15 protein-coding genes are annotated in these 18,980 nt (G+C 49.3%); 3 read left to right on the top strand and 12 right to left on the bottom strand.

What is annotated here, in order from left to right; translation table 11 throughout:
* The 11 genes from pstC to ACKTSF_RS04715 form a co-directional block, all read right to left on the bottom strand.
* A complete protein-coding gene (pstC, locus tag ACKTSF_RS04765; protein WP_407887240.1) occupies positions 1-930 on the bottom strand; it encodes a phosphate ABC transporter permease subunit PstC in 930 nt (309 codons plus the stop codon).
* Positions 930-1,814, bottom strand: coding sequence for a phosphate ABC transporter substrate-binding protein (locus tag ACKTSF_RS04760; protein ID WP_407887112.1), 885 nt, complete (start codon positions 1,812-1,814; stop codon positions 930-932). Before ACKTSF_RS04760 ends, pstC begins: the two co-directional genes overlap by 1 nt.
* A gap of 389 nt (positions 1,815-2,203) precedes the next feature.
* Positions 2,204-4,039: a DUF5776 domain-containing protein gene (locus ACKTSF_RS04755; protein ID WP_407887110.1), complete on the bottom strand. Its 1,836-nt coding sequence runs from the start codon at positions 4,037-4,039 to the stop codon at positions 2,204-2,206.
* A gap of 294 nt (positions 4,040-4,333) precedes the next feature.
* Positions 4,334-5,683 (bottom strand): sensor histidine kinase, encoded by a 1,350-nt coding sequence (locus ACKTSF_RS04750; protein ID WP_407887109.1) that lies wholly within the window; start codon positions 5,681-5,683, stop codon positions 4,334-4,336.
* Entirely contained in the window at positions 5,680-6,387 is a 708-nt protein-coding gene (locus ACKTSF_RS04745) for a response regulator (protein WP_407887107.1), read from the bottom strand. Before ACKTSF_RS04745 ends, ACKTSF_RS04750 begins: the two co-directional genes overlap by 4 nt.
* A gap of 3 nt (positions 6,388-6,390) precedes the next feature.
* The gene (locus ACKTSF_RS04740) at positions 6,391-7,560 is read right to left on the bottom strand and encodes a PDZ domain-containing protein (protein WP_407887105.1); all 1,170 of its coding nucleotides are present in this window, start codon (positions 7,558-7,560) and stop codon (positions 6,391-6,393) included.
* Positions 7,561-7,714: 154 nt separating this feature from the next.
* Positions 7,715-8,831 (bottom strand): peptide chain release factor 2 gene (gene prfB / locus ACKTSF_RS04735; RefSeq protein WP_407887103.1). Its coding sequence is split into 2 segments (ribosomal slippage): positions 7,715-8,758 and positions 8,760-8,831, totalling 1,116 coding nucleotides; the frame shifts between segments, so codons are not numbered across the junction.
* A 252-nt stretch (positions 8,832-9,083) separates the two neighbouring features.
* Positions 9,084-11,447: a preprotein translocase subunit SecA gene (gene secA / locus ACKTSF_RS04730; RefSeq protein ID WP_407887101.1), complete on the bottom strand. Its 2,364-nt coding sequence runs from the start codon at positions 11,445-11,447 to the stop codon at positions 9,084-9,086.
* Between the two features lie 774 nt (positions 11,448-12,221).
* Positions 12,222-12,776 carry a ribosome hibernation-promoting factor, HPF/YfiA family gene (gene hpf / locus ACKTSF_RS04725; protein WP_020088190.1) on the bottom strand — a complete coding sequence of 185 codons (555 nt, stop codon included), beginning with the start codon at positions 12,774-12,776 and terminating at the stop codon, positions 12,222-12,224.
* Between the two features lie 138 nt (positions 12,777-12,914).
* On the bottom strand, positions 12,915-13,592 hold the full coding sequence (locus ACKTSF_RS04720; protein WP_407887098.1) for a ComF family protein: 678 nt from the start codon (positions 13,590-13,592) through the stop codon (positions 12,915-12,917).
* Entirely contained in the window at positions 13,589-14,905 is a 1,317-nt protein-coding gene (locus ACKTSF_RS04715; protein WP_407887097.1) for an ATP-dependent helicase ComFA, read from the bottom strand. The genes ACKTSF_RS04720 and ACKTSF_RS04715 overlap by 4 nt, the downstream gene beginning before the upstream one ends.
* A gap of 78 nt (positions 14,906-14,983) precedes the next feature.
* Here ACKTSF_RS04715 and ACKTSF_RS04710 point away from each other — a divergent pair, with 78 nt between their 5' ends.
* On the top strand, positions 14,984-15,646 hold the full coding sequence (locus ACKTSF_RS04710; RefSeq protein ID WP_407887095.1) for a YigZ family protein: 663 nt from the start codon (positions 14,984-14,986) through the stop codon (positions 15,644-15,646).
* Positions 15,647-15,845: 199 nt separating this feature from the next.
* Here the strand turns inward: ACKTSF_RS04710 and ACKTSF_RS04705 are convergent, their stop codons facing one another.
* Entirely contained in the window at positions 15,846-16,940 is a 1,095-nt protein-coding gene (locus tag ACKTSF_RS04705; protein ID WP_407887093.1) for a glycosyltransferase family 4 protein, read from the bottom strand.
* Positions 16,941-17,341: 401 nt separating this feature from the next.
* On the opposite strand from ACKTSF_RS04705, the gene ACKTSF_RS04700 reads away from it, so the two are divergent.
* Both ACKTSF_RS04700 and ACKTSF_RS04695 read left to right on the top strand, forming a co-directional pair.
* On the top strand, positions 17,342-17,782 hold the full coding sequence (locus tag ACKTSF_RS04700; RefSeq protein WP_407887091.1) for a CidA/LrgA family protein: 441 nt from the start codon (positions 17,342-17,344) through the stop codon (positions 17,780-17,782).
* A gap of 88 nt (positions 17,783-17,870) precedes the next feature.
* Positions 17,871-18,677 (top strand): LrgB family protein, encoded by an 807-nt coding sequence (locus ACKTSF_RS04695; protein ID WP_407887089.1) that lies wholly within the window; start codon positions 17,871-17,873, stop codon positions 18,675-18,677.
* Positions 18,678-18,980: the final 303 nt, after the last annotated feature.

The following is an 18,980-nucleotide window of genomic DNA, read 5'->3' as shown; positions in this document are numbered from 1 at the left end:
CTATTGGAGACGCCCCTTTCGACCGATCAAGCGAACGATCAGGTTAAAGACTAATGACATGAGCAGCAGTACCAACGCTAATGACCATAGAGCGTTGTTCTGCAGGGAACCCATGACGGTATTTCCGATTCCCGTAGTCAATACGGAGGTCAGCGTAGATGACGGGTCAACTAAACTCCCTGGCATCAGTGCAGCGTTCCCAATCACCATTTGAACGGCTAGCGCTTCACCAAAGGCCCGAGCCATCCCGAAGACCACTGCCGTCATCAACCCAGGGGTCGCTGCACGGAGGACCACTTTATAAATGGTCTGCCACTGCGTTGCCCCCAGAGCCAGTGAGGCCTCCCGGTAATAGCGTGGAACCGCACGTAACGCATCGACGCTCATTGACGTCACCGTTGGTAGAATCATGACGAACAGGACACAGGTTCCGGAGAGAATCCCAAACCCGCTTCCACCGAAGATGGCCCGCGTCGCCGGAACGACAACGGAAAGTCCAATGAACCCGTAAACGACGGATGGGATTCCCACCAAAAGTTCAGTGACTGGTTGTAGAATCTTGGCGCCCTTATTCGGCGATATTTCATTCATGAAGACTGCCGTGCCAATCGCAAATGGTGTCGCCACGATCGCTGAAAGTACCGTAATCAGGAATGACCCCATAATCATCGGCAACGCTCCAACTTCTGGTTTTCCATTAGCGTCCGTCACGCCAGGATTCCAGTTCTTGCCAGACAGGAAATCCCAGAGACTGACGTGGTTGGTAAAGAAGGTTGCGAGTCCCTTGGAGGCGACAAACCCAATGATACCGACCACGACCGCGACAATTAGGATCAGTGCCGAAAAGCTGACGACCTTACCCCAGATTTCTAACTTGGCTGCCTTGGAATGGCGCTTGAGCTGTTGCTCCAGTTGCTGGGTGGACTTCATCATTTGGCACCTCCTAACTGCTTAATTTGGCCGTTAACGTTACGCTCGACCTTCATCTGATCCGGTGACAAATAACCTAACTGTCGAACCAGCGTTTTTTGAATGGCTGGTGACTGCACGTAACGAATGAAATCCTTCGTTAAGCCTGTCGGTTGCCCTTTGGTGTAGAGATGTTCATATGACCAAATTCTCCAGGCGTTGGTCTTGACATTGGCCTCCGTTGGGGAAACCTTGTTCAGAGAAACGTCTTGAACCGTATTATCCACGTAGGAAAAAGCCACGTAACTGATGGCTCCCGGCGTAGTCGCCACAATTTGGCGCACCATACCGGATGAGTCTTGTTCTTGTGAGGTTTTCGATTGATGACCAGCGAGGCCGAATTGTTCAAAGGTCGCCCGAGTGCCACTTCCTTGCGCGCGGTTGATCAATACAATAGGGACATCGGCGCCACCAACCTGTTCCCAGTTGGTGACCTTACCCGTGAAGACCTGAATCAACTGGGCTGTCGTCAGATTGGTGACCCCGACTTTCTTATTCACAATCGGCGTAATGCCCACAACAGCCACCCGATGGTCGACTAACTCGTTCGCCCGGATACTCTTCTGTTCGCCCGCGAAGAGGTCAGAGTTCCCTATCTGGACGGCGCCCTCTTGAATCTGGCTCAGCCCCGTCCCGGTTCCACCACCTTGAACGTTGATGAACGTTCCGAGATGATCATTTGTATACTCTTCACCAGCTGCCTCTACTAAAGGTTGTAAGGCCGTGGACCCTACCGCCGTGATAGATTCACCCGCGTGACTGACCTCGCGCGTTTGGTAAGCAAAGAGGCCTAGACCTACGATGACCAATAGGCCCAGCCCCTGCCACCAGCGTTTCTTCGACATACCGCTACCTCCTATCGGCCGGATGTCGCCACCCGACCCTTTCGAAAATAAGTATACCGAACGAATGTAAATGTCATGTAGACGTATTGTAAAGGTTGTGTAAATATAGCCCAATCATGCAACTTTTTTTGGGCAAATGGGTGTCTGCCCCTGACAACTGGTATGGTTAACTACTGATTGGCTAAATTTTATTGTCTGAGACCGTCATAGGTTCCACCTGCTGTGGCAGCCACCGGTAACAATGCCCCACTAGTTAAATCGTCTCATAAATCTCTTACATCAGCCTTTTTATGCCACAAAAATAGCCTGGGGAAAACACCCCAGACTCTTTTTTGGCTCTCCAAAGCTATATTGCTGAAACGTGGGACAGAAGCCAGCTGTCCTCACACTTACTTAATCGTCTTCACCAACCGTGGATTCCCAGTGATGTATCCACCAGTCACCTGATAGCGTAATGTGTCACCCTTGCTAAAGTTGTTGGCATTAGAATAGTCCCAGCCTTGAACTTTGAAAACGGCCTGTGTTTTCTTGGTATAGTGACGATTACGACTCGTTAAGTTTACGTTTTGGTAGCGGTTCAAGGCTTGTTTGGCCTGAACCCGCTTGGGCATCGTCTTTTTTCCAGCTTGGACCAACGTCTTGTTAGTCGATACGTAGCGGCCATTGCTGAGAACGAATCGCGTTGTCAGATTGTGTTTCACAACTTTTTTAACCGTTAAGGCCTGCCCTTGACGATAGTGCGTGGCCTTTCCCGTCAGATTTTTCTTATTATATGCATTGATTCCTCGTGGATTGATGACCGTCATCTGCTTGTGTTTTGTCCCATAATAAACGGGCGCCGTATACTTACGGTTAGTCGTCACGTAACCGGTCTTCCCCGCTGTCTTGCTGTGGTGATTGACGTCCTTAACCTTATATCGAGCTACGCCATTCTTAGACTCTGCGTATCCCTTCACAACGAACATCGGCCGATTCAAACGTGACTTTCGCTGGTACCACTGCTTGCGGGCTTGCTTCGTAAAGGTTGCCTGCCGGTAAAGGCCAATCTTCTTTGTGGCGTAGATGACCGTTCCCTCGGGTACCACCTTGTCACCATCCCCGCCGGTCTGCAGGTCAGCACGATAAACGTAGGTCACAGTCTGTGCTGTACTAGTGAATTCCCCAGTAGCGTTAGCCGGTGTCTTAATCAACGTATACCCTTTAACTTTAGCTACCTCGGCCTGGTAAGCACTGCCGAGACTTCCGGTCAACGTCTGACTCGGTGCCACCTGAGTGCCGTCTTCAGCCACGTAATGGACCGTAACTGGCTGACTGGTCACAGGAGTCGGATCGGGACCGGGCTCAGGCGTCACCACATCCTCATACCAGGAACTAAACGACCTGAAGTCCGTTGAAAGCAGGCCATCATATTCATATGTCCCATCAGCCTGCAAATGCAGGTAATCCGTCATCGGTTTAGTAGCCAAGGCCGTAAACTGGCGCTCGGTGGCAGCTGGATCAATCGCCTCTGCCTGCTCTTCCGTGAAGCCAGTTAAATGATAATCTCTGAGATACGACTTATAGTTTCCAGTCATAATTTGGCGAAAAATTTCTGGATTGGTGGCTAATGTCCGTTCGACTGTCTTCATGACAGTCGTACCTAGGGCGATTTCGGCCAGTTTGGGCTTGAGATTAGTCTCATAATCCGTTTGAACTTCCGACTGCGTTATTTTGCCGAGACTAACCTTTGCTCCGGTGCTAAAGTCCCAGGCAAAGTAATAGGCCATGACCGCATTCGTCTTGACACGCTCTGCTCCAGTCGTCCCCTCTTCACTTCCGCCATCTCTGATTATATAATCATAAAAACTTTCCCCGGGGAGCAGCGAAATCTGTGCACTCGCAATATCCGAAAAGCTATTGGCAAACTCTGCCGCCTTATCGTCATTAGGATACTTAGCAATCATTTCCTTAATAAATCCCGGCTGCTCTATCTGAGCCCGGGTCACACTGTTTCCCCAATCAGGGTACCAATAGAATTTTTGGGTTCCCTCCTTGCCACTGATCAGCGTGTAGGGCATCCCTACAGAGCCAATCTGATAAGTTTTTTCAGCAGCGGTTGTTTTGGCAATCGGTTGTGTGCCGGTTACCGTCGTCGTATCTGCCAGTGCAATACTGGGGCTCACAATCCCCCCTAGTAAGAGTAATGTTAATCCTGAAACTGTAAGACGCTTCATCGTCTTATTCATTTAGCTCACCCCATAAACTTTATACTAGTCTATCCAGGGGTAGTATATCATGGTTAGCTTAATTAGTCGCGCTAATTTCTCTGTTAAAATAGCATTCGTCGTCTTTCTACAACGTCATTTAGAGCAATGATATACTTTCTAAAAAGCTTGCACACTATTTTATATCTGTGCAATAATCATGAAAGCACATCATCACAATCCCGATAGCGTCCAGGAGGCCAACAAAAAAAGCGGACGCATCACTATCGATGAGAACCGCCATGATATTTGCATAAGGCTTTCAATGATTATCGTTTAACTCGGGGCACTCACCGGAAAGGTCATCGTCACCGTAGTTCCCTCGTCCAATTGACTTTGCAGGTCAATCTTGCCGTTCAAAGATTCCACTAATTCACGGACAATTGCCAAGCCTAAACCACTACCGCTGACCCGTTGATTGGAATGGGACACTTCGGCTCGGTAGAACCGCTCGAATACCCGTAGCTGATCCTGCTGTGAAATACCCACGCCAGTATCTGCAATCCGCAACGACCACGTTTTAGCCGTTACAGCTGCGGTGAGGGTGACGCTACCCCCAGCCCGATTGTATTTGATGGCGTTGCCCAACACATTTTTCAAGATCTGATCGAACTTGTGCTGGTCGGTCACCGCGATCAAATCAGCTGGTACTTGATTAACCAAGGTCACCTGATTGACGGCAGCCAGTGGTTTCAACAGAGATGCCTGCATCTCAACCTGCTGACCCACGGGTACCTTGGCGGCTTCCACGGCATTCCCTGATTCCAAGTGTGAAATCGTCAAAACATCGTTGATCAGCTCCACCAAGCGTTCACTCTGCTGGTCGATAATCTCCAGAAATTCAGTAAGCTTTTCAGGATCATCTTTAGCCCCAGCTAAGAGTGTCTTGGCAAAGCCTGAAATAGCAGTCACCGGTGTCTTCAATTCATGTGATGCATTGGACACAAAGTCCACCTGCATTTGTTCAACAGCGTAGACCTCGGTCACATCATAGAGCAACACCAAAACTTGAAAATAATCCTGTGAGGTCTCCGTATAGATCGCCTGGGCATCAACCGTCCGCTCATTCGGGGTTCCAGGCAGCTTTAAAATGCGATGCTTTGTCGTTGCCTCACTCAATGCCGAATTGATCAGACTAGCCAATTCGAACTGCCGGACATCCTGCGTAAAAGGATGTCGTCGTGGCGAAATCTGCTGCTGTAGGAATTGTTCCATCGCGGGATTCGCCAACTCGACCTTGCGGTAACGGTCAATAACCATCACGCCAATTGGAAGGTAATCCAAAAGCGTCGCAAATTCCTGATTCTGCCCGGCTATCTTGCGTTGAATCTTACGCTGGTGGGTCTGTAAATAATTAATTTGCAAAGCTAACTGATAGAAGGGATCGTGGGGCGACAGTAAAACATGTGCAGGCGTCTCCTCGTGCCGAATACCCTCAACCTTTTTGGTGAGAATGCTGATACGCTGGTCACCCCAGCGCAGGAGGTAACTGACACCCCCCATCTCAATCAGTGCCAACGACCACGCAATCAGAAGAGCGACCCCCAATTGTGAGGGCCGCACACACCAAACAAGTAAGCTGTTCAGGCTCCCACAAATCACCAGCACGGCGAGTAGCCGTCTCATGACTGCACCTCAAAGGTGTAACCAAAGCCCCGGACTGTCTTCAGGAGAACGGGATGCTTCGGGTCAATTTCAATTTTTTCGCGTAAATGAGACACGTGGATATCAACCATCCGCGTTTGCCCACTGTAATCGAATCCCCAGACACCTTCAAGCAACTGTTCACGACTCCACACCTTTCCTGGCCGTTTGGCAAAGAAGAGTAAGAGTTCGAATTCCTTAGGGGTCAGGTCAATCGACTGGTCGCCACGTTTGACCTGGAACTTATCCTGATCGATGGTCAGATCAGCCACTTGTAAGCGACTTGTAGCTGGCTTGGTAGGTTTCTCCTCCGGCTCATCCTCGTGATAACGGCGCATGACCGCTTTCATTCGGGCAATCACCTCACGAGGGCTGAAAGGCTTGGTGATGTAATCATCAGCCCCCAGTTCGAGTCCAAACACGGTGTCGAACTCACTGGCCTTAGCCGTAATCATGATGATGGGTGTGCTGATTTTTTCCTGCCGCAACCGTTTGGTTACTTCAACACCATCTAACTTCGGTAGCATTAAATCTAACAGAATGACATCAAACTTCTCGTGCAATGCCAAATTCAACGCCTGCTCACCATCAATTGCCGTAACCACCTGGTAATCTGCTTGTTCCAAGTTGTACTGCAGCAACGTCACGATTGCCGGCTCGTCATCGACGACTAGGACTCTGCTCATGGGTTATTCCTCCTGATCTCTGAATAGAACGATACCGATTTCGTGTGGCGCGCCGGCATAGATCGCCGTCTCCGTCACCTTCAACTCACCCGCCATGTTCCGAACTTTTAGATGACAGTAAGTTGGATTAATCAGTAACGCCTCGTAAAAGGATGTTTCACTGTCGATTGGCTGGTGATTACATTCAAGAATAATATCACCAGCAGCCAGATCAAGTTTTACTGCCGGCGTCTGCGGTCGAATTGCGAGAACCCGAACCCCATCGTCAACTTGAGAATACCAGAATTGTTGGTGTTCGTCATAACGTTTCGCCCGCCATAGGACGATGGCGTAACCAACTAACAATAAGACCAATAGTGCTGGAAAATCTTGTGGACGCGCGGTTGTCCAGCCAAAGAAGCCCATAGCAATGACTGCCAACCAAATGAGTTGCTTGGCAAGTTTTTGATAAACTTCTCGTGGCACCTGCCGAAAGACGGTAAACCGTAATCCAACGAGTAGTGGCACCACTAAAATGGCAAAGGAATGACCATGAATGGTCAAGAGTGGCCAAAAGGCCCAGTGACTGGCAAACCAATCCCCTGGAACCAGCGTCACCATTGGCAATACCAGAAACTCGCGCCACGGATACCCAGCGATTCGTTTTCCACGCTGCTTCGCATAGATTCGCGGTGCGGTGAACCGACCGCCGTAATGGGATAACCAGTGCCCGAGAAAGAGAAAGAAGAATGCTGCCAACCACAAGTAATTCTGGACTGGAATTTGACTAGCTTCGCCATTTCCCCAGATCAATCCGGTTGGCGCCAAACTCGGCCAATCGGTTATGTAAGCTCCCCCAAAGTAAGTGACAAGCGAACTCACCACGATTAACGTTAACGGCAATACCGTCGTTGGTAAGATAAGCAACGTCACGGTCGCCAAAATTTCATAAATCACGATCCACAACAGTGGCAGACTAAATCCCACCGCCAAATTTATCACTGAAAGGCCCAGGCCCAAAACAACACCCTGAGTCAAAAAGTGACGTAATTCAAAATGATCACTGTAGACGGCACTCCCGAAGTTCCGCCGTTCGTGTTTGATTCGTGAGCGACTCGTCACCCACAATCGCAGCACCGCGACCCATACCATGAGTTGTAGAAGGTAACTGCCACACGCTATAAATATCCGCATGTCATCGACACCTTTCTTGAAAAAAATAACTGTCCCCAGTATAGCATGAAAGAAAAGCGGGCCGCACGACATTCGTGTTACCCGCCTAATGATTTTGACTTAAGACAACTATCGCTTGCGATCACCAGTCGTTACTGGCCATTCATCACGCGTCCTAGTCTGGATTTTTCTGACTGAGTTGCCATTGCAGGTAAGCATCAATAAAGGGATCGAGGTCCCCATCCATGACGGCCTGCCCATTCCCCGTTTCGTAATCCGTCCGGTGATCTTTAACCATCGTGTACGGGTGGAAAACGTAAGATCGAATCTGCGACCCCCAACCAATATCCATCTGTTCGCCTTCGATAGCCGCCTTTTCCTGCGCCTTCTTTTCCTCTTCACGTTCATACAACTTAGCCCGTAACATCCCCAATGCCGTTTGTCGGTTTTGTAGTTGTGACCGTTGAGCCTGACTCTGCGTGACAATTCCGGTTGGTATATGGGTAATCCGCACGGCTGATGAGGTCTTGTTAACATGTTGCCCACCGGCACCGGAAGCCCGGTAAACATCGACTTTCAAGTCGGCAGGGTTGATGTCTACGTCCACGGTATCATCCAACTCTGGTAAGATATCCACGGAGGCAAAGGACGTGTGACGCCGACCTGCTGAATCAAATGGTGAGATTCGAACGAGGCGGTGAACCCCCTTCTCGGACCGCAAATAACCGTAAGCGTTGTGACCGGCAATCAGCAGTGTCGCACTGCTTAAGCCAGCAACTTCACCCGGTTGGTAATCCAGCACCGTGACCGTGAAGGCGTGCTGATCCGCCCACCGCGTATACATCCGCATGAGCATTTCGCCCCAGTCCTGGGATTCAGTGCCTCCCGCACCCGGATGAATTTCCAGAATCGCATTGTTTCGATCATACTTCTGATTCAACAATTGATTCAGGCTGTACTGATGTAAGGCATCCTGAGCAACCTTGAAATTCTGTTCGAACTCCGCTTGCATATCCGCGTCGGGTTCTTCTTGCAGCAGTTCAACGGCAACTTCGAGATCATCAATCTGAGCATCGAGGCTTTCAAACTCCTCGACCTTCTTCTTCATTTCATTGGTTTCATCAATCAACTTCTGGGCAGACTGAGCGTCATTCCAAAAATCGGGTTGCGTCATCTTGCTTTCATTGATACTGATGCTCTCACTCAGGGCATCAAAGTCAAAGCGACCCCCTAAAGCCGGCAAGTTGTTCCTTCATGGTCGCAATGTTACGTTTAGCATCGCTAAGTTCCATAGTGGTTGGCTCCTTTTTTAATGATTTTGTGCTTTGTACTTTTGTGTTTTGTGTTTTGTGTTTTGTGATTTCTCGGCTACATTGCCGAAACGTGGTCTCCGAGGCAGCCGATTCCGCTTAACCCCGCTAAGCCAAAAATCCAGGCCCGGGATTTTCACCTTAGCGACGTTAATGCTCGTCGGCTAACCAGCCTTGGAGACCACTCTTTTCTAAAAAACGAGGCCGGAATCTCTCCCCGCCTCGTCTCCCGTACTAACGGGTAATATTTTGTCGAATTTCTGACTTCATGAATAATCGGGTGGCATCGTAATCGATGTCAGAGATCATTTCACCGAACATCCGGAATCCTTCTTGTTGATATTCAACTAATGGGTTCAATTGACCATAGCCCCGCAGACCAATCGATTGACGCAATTGATCCATGGTGTCGATGTGGTCCGTCCAGTGGGAGTCCACACAACGTAAAAGCACAACCTTTTCGAATTCCAACATTTGTGCTGGATCATAGAGTTGCTTTTGCTTTTCGTCGTAAACATCTTCGGCTAAGCCCATGAAGTAGGCCTTGATCTCATCAGCAGACTTATCCTTCAATGCATCCAGACTGATCTTTTCTGGTGAAACCATCGCGGAGATTCCGAAGTCGAGTAACGTGTCCAAATCCCAATCGGCCTGGTCGCCTTGCGTGTGCAAGTTAACCACCCGGTCAACGGTCCGTTGGATCATTGGCATCAAGACCCATTTGAGGGACTTGTCTTGGTTAATGACTTGGTTCCGTTCGCCATAGATCACATCACGTTGTTGACGCATAACGTCATCGTATTGCAGCACGTTCTTCCGGGAATCGTAGTTATTCCCTTCAACCCGCTTTTGTGCGGATTCCACTTGCCGCGTGATCATCCGGCTACGAATAACCGCATCTTCACCATCAACGTTCATCCGTTCCAGGAAGCTCTTAACCCGTTCGGAACCGAACCGGCGCATTAAATCATCTTCCAGAGACAGGTAGAACTGCGTCATACCAGGGTCACCTTGACGACCGGAACGGCCACGAAGCTGGTTATCAATCCGCCGTGACTCGTGTCGTTCAGTCCCAATAACGGCTAAACCACCAATTTCAACGACGCCGGGTCCCAATTTAATATCGGTCCCCCGCCCAGCCATGTTGGTCGCAATGGTAACAGCGCCACGTTGGCCAGCGTTCTGAATGATGTCGGCTTCTCTCGCATGATTCTTAGCGTTCAAGACCACGTGCGGAATGTTTTCGTCATCCAACCGCTGAGAAATGTATTCAGACGTTTCAACGGCAACGGTCCCAATCAACATCGGTTGGCCCTTTTCGTGTAACATCTTAATCTCAGTAACGACAGCATCAAACTTGGATTCCAAGGTTGGGTACAACAGATCAGGTTCGTCGACCCGGACAACCGGCTTGTTGGTTGGCACAGAGATAACATCCATGTTGTAGATTTCTCGGAATTCTTCCACTTCGGTCTTCGCAGTACCCGTCATCCCGGCAAGCTTCTTGTACATCCGGAATAAGTTTTGGTACGTGATGTTGGCCATCGTCTTGGTTTCTTCTTGAATCTCGACGCCTTCCTTGGCTTCAATGGCTTGGTGCAGCCCGTCGGAGTACCGACGACCTTCCATAACCCGCCCAGTAAAGGAATCAACAATCAGAACTTCGCCGTCTTGGACCACATAATCCTTGTCCCGCAGCATGATGAAGTTCGCCCGTAAGGCTTGGTCCATATGGTGGGTCAAGGCGGTGTTGTCCGTGTCGTATAAGTTCTTCAGGTTAAAGTACTTTTCAGCCTTTTCAATTCCAGTGTCGGTCAAAGCCACCGTCTTGGATTCAAGGTCGATCTTAAAGTCTTCTTTTTCATGCAACGTCTTGGCGAAACGGTCGACCCGCTTGTAGAGGGCACTCGTTCCTTCAGACTGACCCGAAATGATCAATGGCGTCCGCGCTTCATCAATTAAGATGGAGTCAACTTCATCGACAATCGCAAAACTCAAGGGACGTTGCACCATGTCTTCCTTGTAGACAACCATGTTGTCCCGGAGGTAATCGAAACCAATTTCTCCGTTGGTGGAATACGTGATATCAGCCTTGTAGGCCTCACGCTTTTCTTCAGGAGACTTTTCAGCAGAGTTCAACCCTACAGAAAGACCCATCCAGTTATAAAGTTCACCCATTTCAGTGGCATCACGAGCGGATAAGTATTCGTTAACCGTCACAACGTGAACCCCTTCGCCAGCTAAGGCGTTCAGGTAAACGGGCATGGTTGCGGTCAAGGTTTTCCCTTCACCGGTCTTCATTTCGGCAATGTTACCTTCGTGAAGCACAATTCCCCCCATAATTTGGACGTGGAATGGATAGAGGCCGAGGACCCGCTTTGCGCCTTCACGAACAGCAGCGAAGGCCTCAGGCAATAAATCGTCCAAGGTTTCGCCGTCTTGATAGCGTTGCTTTAATTCTGGCGTTTTTGCTTGCAGATCTGCATCTGGAAGCTTTGCGTACTCATCAGCGTAAGCACCGACTTCATCCGCTAATTTACTGAGGCGTCGTAAAGTCCGTCGATCACTTTCGACCCATCGTTTCAAAATATTTGCCATGTGAGAATTCCCTTCAGTACATTTTAATAAGTCTGCGTCAACCACTCCCGGCTTACACCGGCAGTTTGTGGATCCAACGCCGAACAGCGCTGCCACCACAATTACGCCAAATCAGACTGGGTGATATCCCCAATCCTAAGGAGCATTGCTGCCCACAGGTTGCTGGGCGGACAGCTGAATAATCTTAATAAAATCACGCATTCTTTTGCAAGAATAGTTCCCGTCGCCTTCAAGTTAAACTCGCCGCGCACGGGACAGTGATTTCAAACGTTTATTTTGGCAATAAATCAATCTACATTTTAACACTAACCCAGCCAATATGAAACTTTTCTAATCATGTAAATACCGTAAAACCGCTTTCTTTCGCACGATTATTGACTAAAATAGTCACTAAACTATCACCCTTATTGACGCCAGACCTGAAACGACTTCCGCCCTATTGGGAATCGTATCGTTTCAGCAAGCTTGCACCTCAGAGTAATCCTATTAATTTTACCAGATTAACCGCGGAATGTATCGCTTTTTGCATAACAGTTGCTTAACAATCCCATGACAGGTAGGCATATGGATTAGCCCCCTTAACGGTTCGGCAATATCGGCAACACGGGGCAAACCTGCCGGCTTACCGTTCACCAAATTTAGGCTGGAACGCTGTGGGCAGGACGCCGCTACAGTTAGATCTACGTCCACAAGCAAAGGCGCATTAACGTTCTCGGTGCAAACTAAAAAGCACCACACGAGGCGGTGCTTCATTAGTTTAATTAACATTATTGGTTATTGGTCATCGGCTTCGATCAAACCGTAGCGGCCGTCATTACGACGGTACACAATGCTGATGCCGTTCGTTTCAGCATCTTCATAGATAAAGAAGTCATGGCCTAACATGTCCATTTGCAGAACAGCCTCTTCATTATCCATTGGCTTCAACGAAACGCGCTTGGTCCGAACAACCTCTAACTCCTTACCTTCAGCTGGTTCTGGCTCCGCAGCTTCGGGTGCGAAATCAAGGTTTTTGTAACCTTTTTCCCGGGACTTACGGTTAACTTTGGTCTTGTACTTGCGAATTTGCCGTTCCAGCTTATCGGTAACCAAATCAACACTTGCATATAAGTCCGGAGAAGTTTCCTCTGCCCGTAATGTCAAGTATGGGAGTGGGATTGTTACTTCAACCTTCGCTGTCTTGTTTTGGTAGACCTTCAGGTTGACATGCGCAATTGCCTCAACTTTGTTGTCGAAATATTTCTCCAACTTGCTGATACGCTTTTCAACGTAATCCCGTATTGCGTCAGTAACTTCGATGTTTTCACCACGAATATTAAATGTGAGCATAAAACTTCTCTCCCTTCAACCAAGAAACACTTGGCTTGCTCAGCATCAGAAGGACCACTCTTCTAATATGCTTTGCTTACTATTATTATAATAGAAAGCCCTATCAGAAACAATTATTCTCACGAAATTTAATGTCGCTCAACGTGCTAAAGTCAAGCTAGTAACCGCTTTCGCACCTCCCAAATAAATTTGGCTCGCTGCATGGCGCAAGGTTCTCCCAGTCGTATAGACATCATCTAGCAATAGCACCCGTTGATTCACAATGATTTTCGCCGCAGCAGCGTCCAGCATAAATGGCTGGGGCGTCACTAGTCGTTCTTCCCGAGTCTTAGCCGATTGGGGTTGAGATTTGTGATCTGCCTTCACACGTAGCACCTGCTGATAAGGCTGGCCACGCAGCCATCCCGTAACCTGATTAAAGCCCCGGGTCAGCCATGTCTGCTGATCCACCGGAATCGGAACCAAAACATCATAGGCCTGCTGAGCTAGCGCCTGATACAGGGGGGCCTGCAGTACTTTTCGCAAAGCGTAATCCCCTTGAAACTTATACTGTTGCATATAGGCCTTCATCCCCGCATCGTACTGAAATAGCGCCCGATTCGTTAACGTTTCTGATCCCCATCGCTCGCAGTCATGACAACGAATCGTCGTCGCCTGCTGACGGCCACACGCTGGGCAATGCGCACCCGTAATCGGTGTCAAGCGATCCTGACAGCTGGGGCACAGCGCTGGAACTGGCAAAGGCCGCCACCGTAGCAGATCCTGCAGCGTTACGGGTGACTCGAAAGTTCGCGTACACCACACACAGGCTGTCACGGTCGTCTTCCTCCCCGTTGCTTGCCCTGTCGATTGAGTCGTGCAATCATGCTCTGTGCATGCCGGACAACCCGGGTCTGCGTTTGGACGTAACAGGTCACCTCGCCACCTGGAAAATCCGCGCTTCGACCAGCCCGACCAGCAATCTGGACCAAAGCTGCCGTTGAAAAAATAGCATCGTCACCCCCTAGAATGACCACCGCAATATCAGGAAAGGTCACCCCGCGCTCCAGAATTGTGGTGGTCACCAGAAAGGAGACCTTCTGATCACGTAGCGCTTGAACCTTGGTCGTCCGTTCTGGATCGGCAGCGTGAACGCTGACCCCACCACGAATTCCCTGCTGGGTCAATGCGCCCATAATTTCAGGCAGATCCCGCACATGCGGAACAAAAAGTAAGAAACGTTGTCCTTGTCGTAAATAAGCCAAAAGTTGTCGGATAAGTCGTCGTGGCAGTAGTCCTTTACGCAGCTGCTCTCGCCAGTGCCACGCCAGTTGTACCTGCAATTGTGGCAAAAGGTAACCGTGGTAGCGTAACGGTAAATACGTCGTGACCAGTGTCCGCTGACGAATCTGGCGTTGCAACTTTTCTCCGGGCGTGGCGGTGAGATAGAGGTGGTGGCCCGTGGGCTTTTCAGCACGGGTGATCGCCAGCTGCAGCAGCGGACTCGTCGCCAGTGGAAAGGCATCGACCTCATCGATAATAATCCAATCGAAAGCGCGTTCAAACCGCAACAACTGATGCGTCGTACAGATCGTCAATTGGCTATACTGATAGGGTACCGTCTGCTCACCATACAGGAGGCACTGGCTGACCGCTGCAAACGCTGCTTGAATTCGCGGGGCTAGCTCCAAACAAACATCCACTCTGGGCGAGGCCCAGGCAATCCGCCAGCCTTGAGCCACCGCCCATGCCAATGCCGGGTAGACGATCTCGGTCTTTCCGGCACCGGTCACAGCCCACAGTAGTTGATCCTGGCTGCGTTGAACGTGCCACCGAATACTTTCGGCGGCCTGTTGCTGGTCCGGACTCAACTGGCCAACCCAAGTCAACGGTGACTCTGGTAGTGAGAACCGATTTGGCTCTGGAATAGTGTATAATTTAGTGCGTGAGGTCACCCGTCCCAGCTGCAAGCATTGACGACAGTACCACGCGCCGTTCGGCAACTGGTTCGAGTCTGCTAGCCATTGCTGACACCGTTGGCACTGATAGTGCTGTCCGACTTGCTGAATAGCCAGCTTCCCGGTTCCCAATTTGGCTGTAGATGTGTTAGCTGGTAAGCGGCGGCCAAAGTATTCTGATAAATCAATCATAGCGTTCCTCCCATCTGGTGGTACAGGAACTAACTCCGTAAAAAGCGGCGAAATATTTTTCGAGAAAGGTGTTTTTTTATGGAAACCGACTACTTAACGATTCAAACGACCGGCCGACACGCCTTAGAAATCAAAAAATCCCGATTCATCACCGACATTGCCCGTATTTCGACTGAGGACGAGGCCAAGGCATTTCTGGACACCGTCAGCAAGCGCGAACCCAAGGCCAACCATCATTGTTGGGCCTACGTTTTGGGTGAACACGATGAGATTCAACGGGAAAGTGATAACGGTGAGCCTTCAGGAACCGCTGGTGTTCCCATTCTAACGGTGCTACAACGCAATCAGCTCCACAACGTGATTGCCGTCGTCACCCGGTATTTTGGCGGTATCAAGCTGGGTGCTGGCGGTCTAATCCGTGCCTACAGTAACGCCACTTCAACGGCAATCGAAGCCGTTGGCGTGGTTAAACGCGTGCGGCAACGTGCCCTGACCCTGACGGTTGATTACGCCAATTACGACCGACTGAGTCATTACCTGACCGAAGAAAAAATTACCACGCTCGATACCACCTACACAGATGCCGTGGCGGTAACTATTGCTGTTGATCTGGATAAAGTTGAGGCCACGCAACAGGCGATCACGGACCTCCTCAGTAATCGGCTGACGGTTACCATAGGTGAGATCGACTACCACGAGGTCCCGGTCGAAATCCACGCCAGCAATCGGGAAACGGACTAAGTTCACCTCAAAATTGTCGGTTGCTACCTACGATGGCCACAGATTCTGCCACCGCGGAGGCTGAACGACCAAGAGTCAGCATCCCTAAACGTCAAAAAAAGTCTGGGTCAAAACCCCAGACTTTTTTGGCTCTCCAAAGCTATATTGATGAAACGTGCGACAGAAGGCAGCTAACCGTCTTTTATCCCACTCTATTCGTTTAATCTGAATTTTTAGACGTCAATTGCTTCACAATTCGCTTGATCCAGTGCAATAACGGCTGGCGATTCGATCCCACTAACCCAATTGCCTCAACGAACAGTTCCAAACCTATCAGAATGGCAATCGTCAAGAGGACCGAACCCACAATCGTCGATAACGGATACAGCAGTGAAATAAAGGAGAAAATCAGGGCAATTCCGTAAATCACCAGCACCGTTTGCCGGTGTGTTAGTCCCAGTTGCATCAAGCGGTGATGCAGATGGTGTTTGTCAGCATGTGAAATGGGCTGCTTGTTTAAAATCCGCCGAATCATCGCGTACACGGTATCCGTAATGGGAACCCCCAAAATGATCACGGGGATGATTACGGAAATAAAGGTAACATTCTTCAAGCCATACAGTGAGAAACAGGCAATCATGAACCCAATAAATTGGGCCCCGGTGTCCCCCAAGTATATGCGGGCTGGAAAGAAATTATAGGGTAAGAAACCCACCATCGCAGCAACCAAGGCAAAGATCATAATAGCAACCCAAGTATTCGCCACGTTGAGGAAGAAGAGACCAATGATCCCGGTCGTCGTCAGCGCAATAATGGAAACCCCCGTTGCCAGCCCGTCGAGTCCGTCGATCAGGTTAATGGCATTGACAATAGCCACAATCCACAGCAACGTGATAGGCAAAGCCAACCAGCCAAAATGCCAGACACCAATAAAGGGCAACGTCAGGTAGCGCATTCGAACGCCCGCCACAAAGTAGACTTCCAACGCAGCGGCTAATTGGAACATCACTTTCTGACGTGGCTTTAATTCAAAAACATCATCAATCATACCACCCGCGATGATAATACACTCACCGCCGAACAGGCCCCACAACTGTTGCGTCGGCATTTGATCGCGCAAGAGAAACATGGTTGAGAAGGTAAACGCAATGAAGATGGCCAGACCACCCAGTGTCGGCATTGGCACCTTGTTGACCCGTCGTTGATTCGGTTTATCCACCGCACCAATTTGAAACGCAAAGCGGCGTACAAACGGCGTTAGGACTGCGGAGATAATCATGGTAGCAAATAAGCTAACAATAATCTCAAATCTCATAAAGTGTCCTCTTTCTTTTCTACATATCTTTTGCTAATTATACAAATCTCCTAAATTAAACACAACCGCCATTTTAAGAATGTTCAGAAAAGTTAAGGTTTACAAGTGCCCTCAACACTTTTCACAAGCACAACTACACTATTCAGAGCTTAGTTAGTTCAGCGAAAAACCAATGAAAACAAATGCCTAGTAGCATCCGTTAATTATAAGTATATAAATATCCAACAATCGCCGAAACGGCGGAGATTAAGCTTGTGTATTCGGAGCTAGCCCCATATAATGTGGTTAGTTCAGGAGCAATTAAGTTCTTATTGATATTTTTATAATTGGCGCCTAATTACCTTGTGAAATTTTGGCAATTGTTGGTCGAATTTAGTGCTTCATTGAAAGGAGATTTTTCTATGGCTAGCCAAGATAAAGTTCCCCAAACGGAAGTCACCGCTGAAGAGAAGCCATCCCCCATTATTGTGCAGATGGCCATCTTCGCTGCAGTTTTGTTCGTCTCCAGTTTAATTTCACCCCTGTTCCCGCCATCCTTTCCCGTACCGACGCCGGTTATCGGATTGATTATTCTCTACCTGTTATTGGCGTCCCACATCGTCAAGCTACGGAACGTTGAAAAGTTTGGTGATTTTATGATCAGTTTGATTGCCTTTCTCTTCGTCCCATCTGGGATTCAACTGGCCGCCAGCCTTGATATTCTCAAGGCTCAGGGGATTCAAATCGTCAGTGTCGTCCTGATTGCGACGATCGTCATGCTCGTCGTTGTCGCTTACACCACAGCTGGTATGATTTGGATTCGTAAGCACGTTTTCCACCGCAGCGTTGAAGTCAAGTCCTAGCAAAGACGTTGGCACCAACGACATTTTGGTGCAATCTGTCAGTCCCATCACGTTTCATTCTTCAAAAGCATAAAAGAGATGAGTGTCCATGATTATTCTTACAGCAGCACCGCACATGGCGGTCTGGGGCAAGTGGCTTGGTGATGCACTCGGCACCACCGCAGCCGGCGCCTCTGCTGGTAATGCTATCTTCGGTATCTTTCTTTCTCTGTTCGTCTATCTGATTGGTCAGTGGCTCTTTAAAGTGGGCAAAGGGTTCTTCTTGTTCCAGCCCCTCTTCGTTGGAATGGTTCTTGGGATCTTTATCCTATTCCTAATGGCCAAGGTCTTTGGCACCACGACCGCAAACTTTTACAAATCGGCCTACAAACCAGGTGGGGACATTATCTTCTGGTTCCTGAACCCCGCGACGATTGCTTTTGCCATTCCCCTGTACCGGCGCAACGACATCGTCAAGCGTTTCTGGCTTGAAATTACCCTGTCGCTCATCATCGGCCTCGTGGTTTCCCTGTTCTTCATTTACGGGGCAGCACGCGTACTGGGCTTAAATCACGTTGGTATCGCCTCCATGCTACCACAAGCAGCCACGACTGCAATTGCCATGCCGATTGCGGCGGCAACGGGTGGCAATGCGGCTATCACGGCTATGGCCTGTATCCTCAACGCCGTCATTATTTACGCGCTGGGTGGTTGGCTGGTTAAATTCTTCCGGCTCAACAACGACCCCATCGGTGCCGGCCTCGGTTTAGGAACCGCTGGTCACACTGTCGGTTCTGCTAAGGCCTTGCAACTGGGATCCATTCAGGGTTCCATGGCCTCAATTGCCGTTGTTATCATTTCAATTGTGGTTGATATCGTCGTGCCACCTTTTGCCGCCTTTATGGGCTTAAAGTAACGCGAATCGAAAGAGCGCAGACCAATCTCTCACTCTTTTTTTGACCAATCTTCGACATTTAACGATGAAACCAATGGCTTGTGAAAAAATAGTTATCCTGAAAAGCTTTTTGAAACCTAGGCTCGCTACTTGCAGGCTCAATTCACTGCACAAGCCAACGTACAAACCGCGTCATACCACAGATTGTCCTTGTGCATTCCGCTCAAATCCCATATAATGATTATGAGCGATTGAGAGCGGTTTCACAGCAAGTTTCACGTTGCCTCTGCCAAGGTCTTCTTTGTGAAATCTCCGCAATCGTCG

Source organism: Levilactobacillus muriae, from assembly GCF_045862015.1.
In the GTDB taxonomy this organism is placed as follows: domain Bacteria; phylum Bacillota; class Bacilli; order Lactobacillales; family Lactobacillaceae; genus Levilactobacillus; species Levilactobacillus muriae.
The sequence above is the reverse complement of the archived record's forward strand: the minus strand, read 5'-3'. Positions and strand labels throughout refer to the sequence as shown.

Excerpts from the sequence above, each read along its gene's own strand:
- ACKTSF_RS04755 (WP_407887110.1), bottom strand. The coding sequence starts at position 4,039 with ATGAATAAGACGATGAAGCGTCTTACAGTTTCAGGATTAACATTACTC.
- ACKTSF_RS04740 (WP_407887105.1), bottom strand. The coding sequence starts at position 7,560 with ATGCGGATATTTATAGCGTGTGGCAGTTACCTTCTACAACTCATGGTA.
- pstC (WP_407887240.1), bottom strand. The coding sequence starts at position 930 with ATGAAGTCCACCCAGCAACTGGAGCAACAGCTCAAGCGCCATTCCAAG.
- hpf (WP_020088190.1), bottom strand. The coding sequence starts at position 12,776 with ATGCTCACATTTAATATTCGTGGTGAAAACATCGAAGTTACTGACGCA.
- ACKTSF_RS04700 (WP_407887091.1), top strand. The coding sequence starts at position 17,342 with ATGGCTAGCCAAGATAAAGTTCCCCAAACGGAAGTCACCGCTGAAGAG.
- ACKTSF_RS04760 (WP_407887112.1), bottom strand. The coding sequence starts at position 1,814 with ATGTCGAAGAAACGCTGGTGGCAGGGGCTGGGCCTATTGGTCATCGTA.
- ACKTSF_RS04715 (WP_407887097.1), bottom strand. The coding sequence starts at position 14,905 with ATGATTGATTTATCAGAATACTTTGGCCGCCGCTTACCAGCTAACACA.
- ACKTSF_RS04705 (WP_407887093.1), bottom strand. The coding sequence starts at position 16,940 with ATGAGATTTGAGATTATTGTTAGCTTATTTGCTACCATGATTATCTCC.
- ACKTSF_RS04750 (WP_407887109.1), bottom strand. The coding sequence starts at position 5,683 with ATGAGACGGCTACTCGCCGTGCTGGTGATTTGTGGGAGCCTGAACAGC.
- secA (WP_407887101.1), bottom strand. The coding sequence starts at position 11,447 with ATGGCAAATATTTTGAAACGATGGGTCGAAAGTGATCGACGGACTTTA.
- ACKTSF_RS04710 (WP_407887095.1), top strand. The coding sequence starts at position 14,984 with ATGGAAACCGACTACTTAACGATTCAAACGACCGGCCGACACGCCTTA.
- ACKTSF_RS04695 (WP_407887089.1), top strand. The coding sequence starts at position 17,871 with ATGATTATTCTTACAGCAGCACCGCACATGGCGGTCTGGGGCAAGTGG.
- ACKTSF_RS04745 (WP_407887107.1), bottom strand. The coding sequence starts at position 6,387 with ATGAGCAGAGTCCTAGTCGTCGATGACGAGCCGGCAATCGTGACGTTG.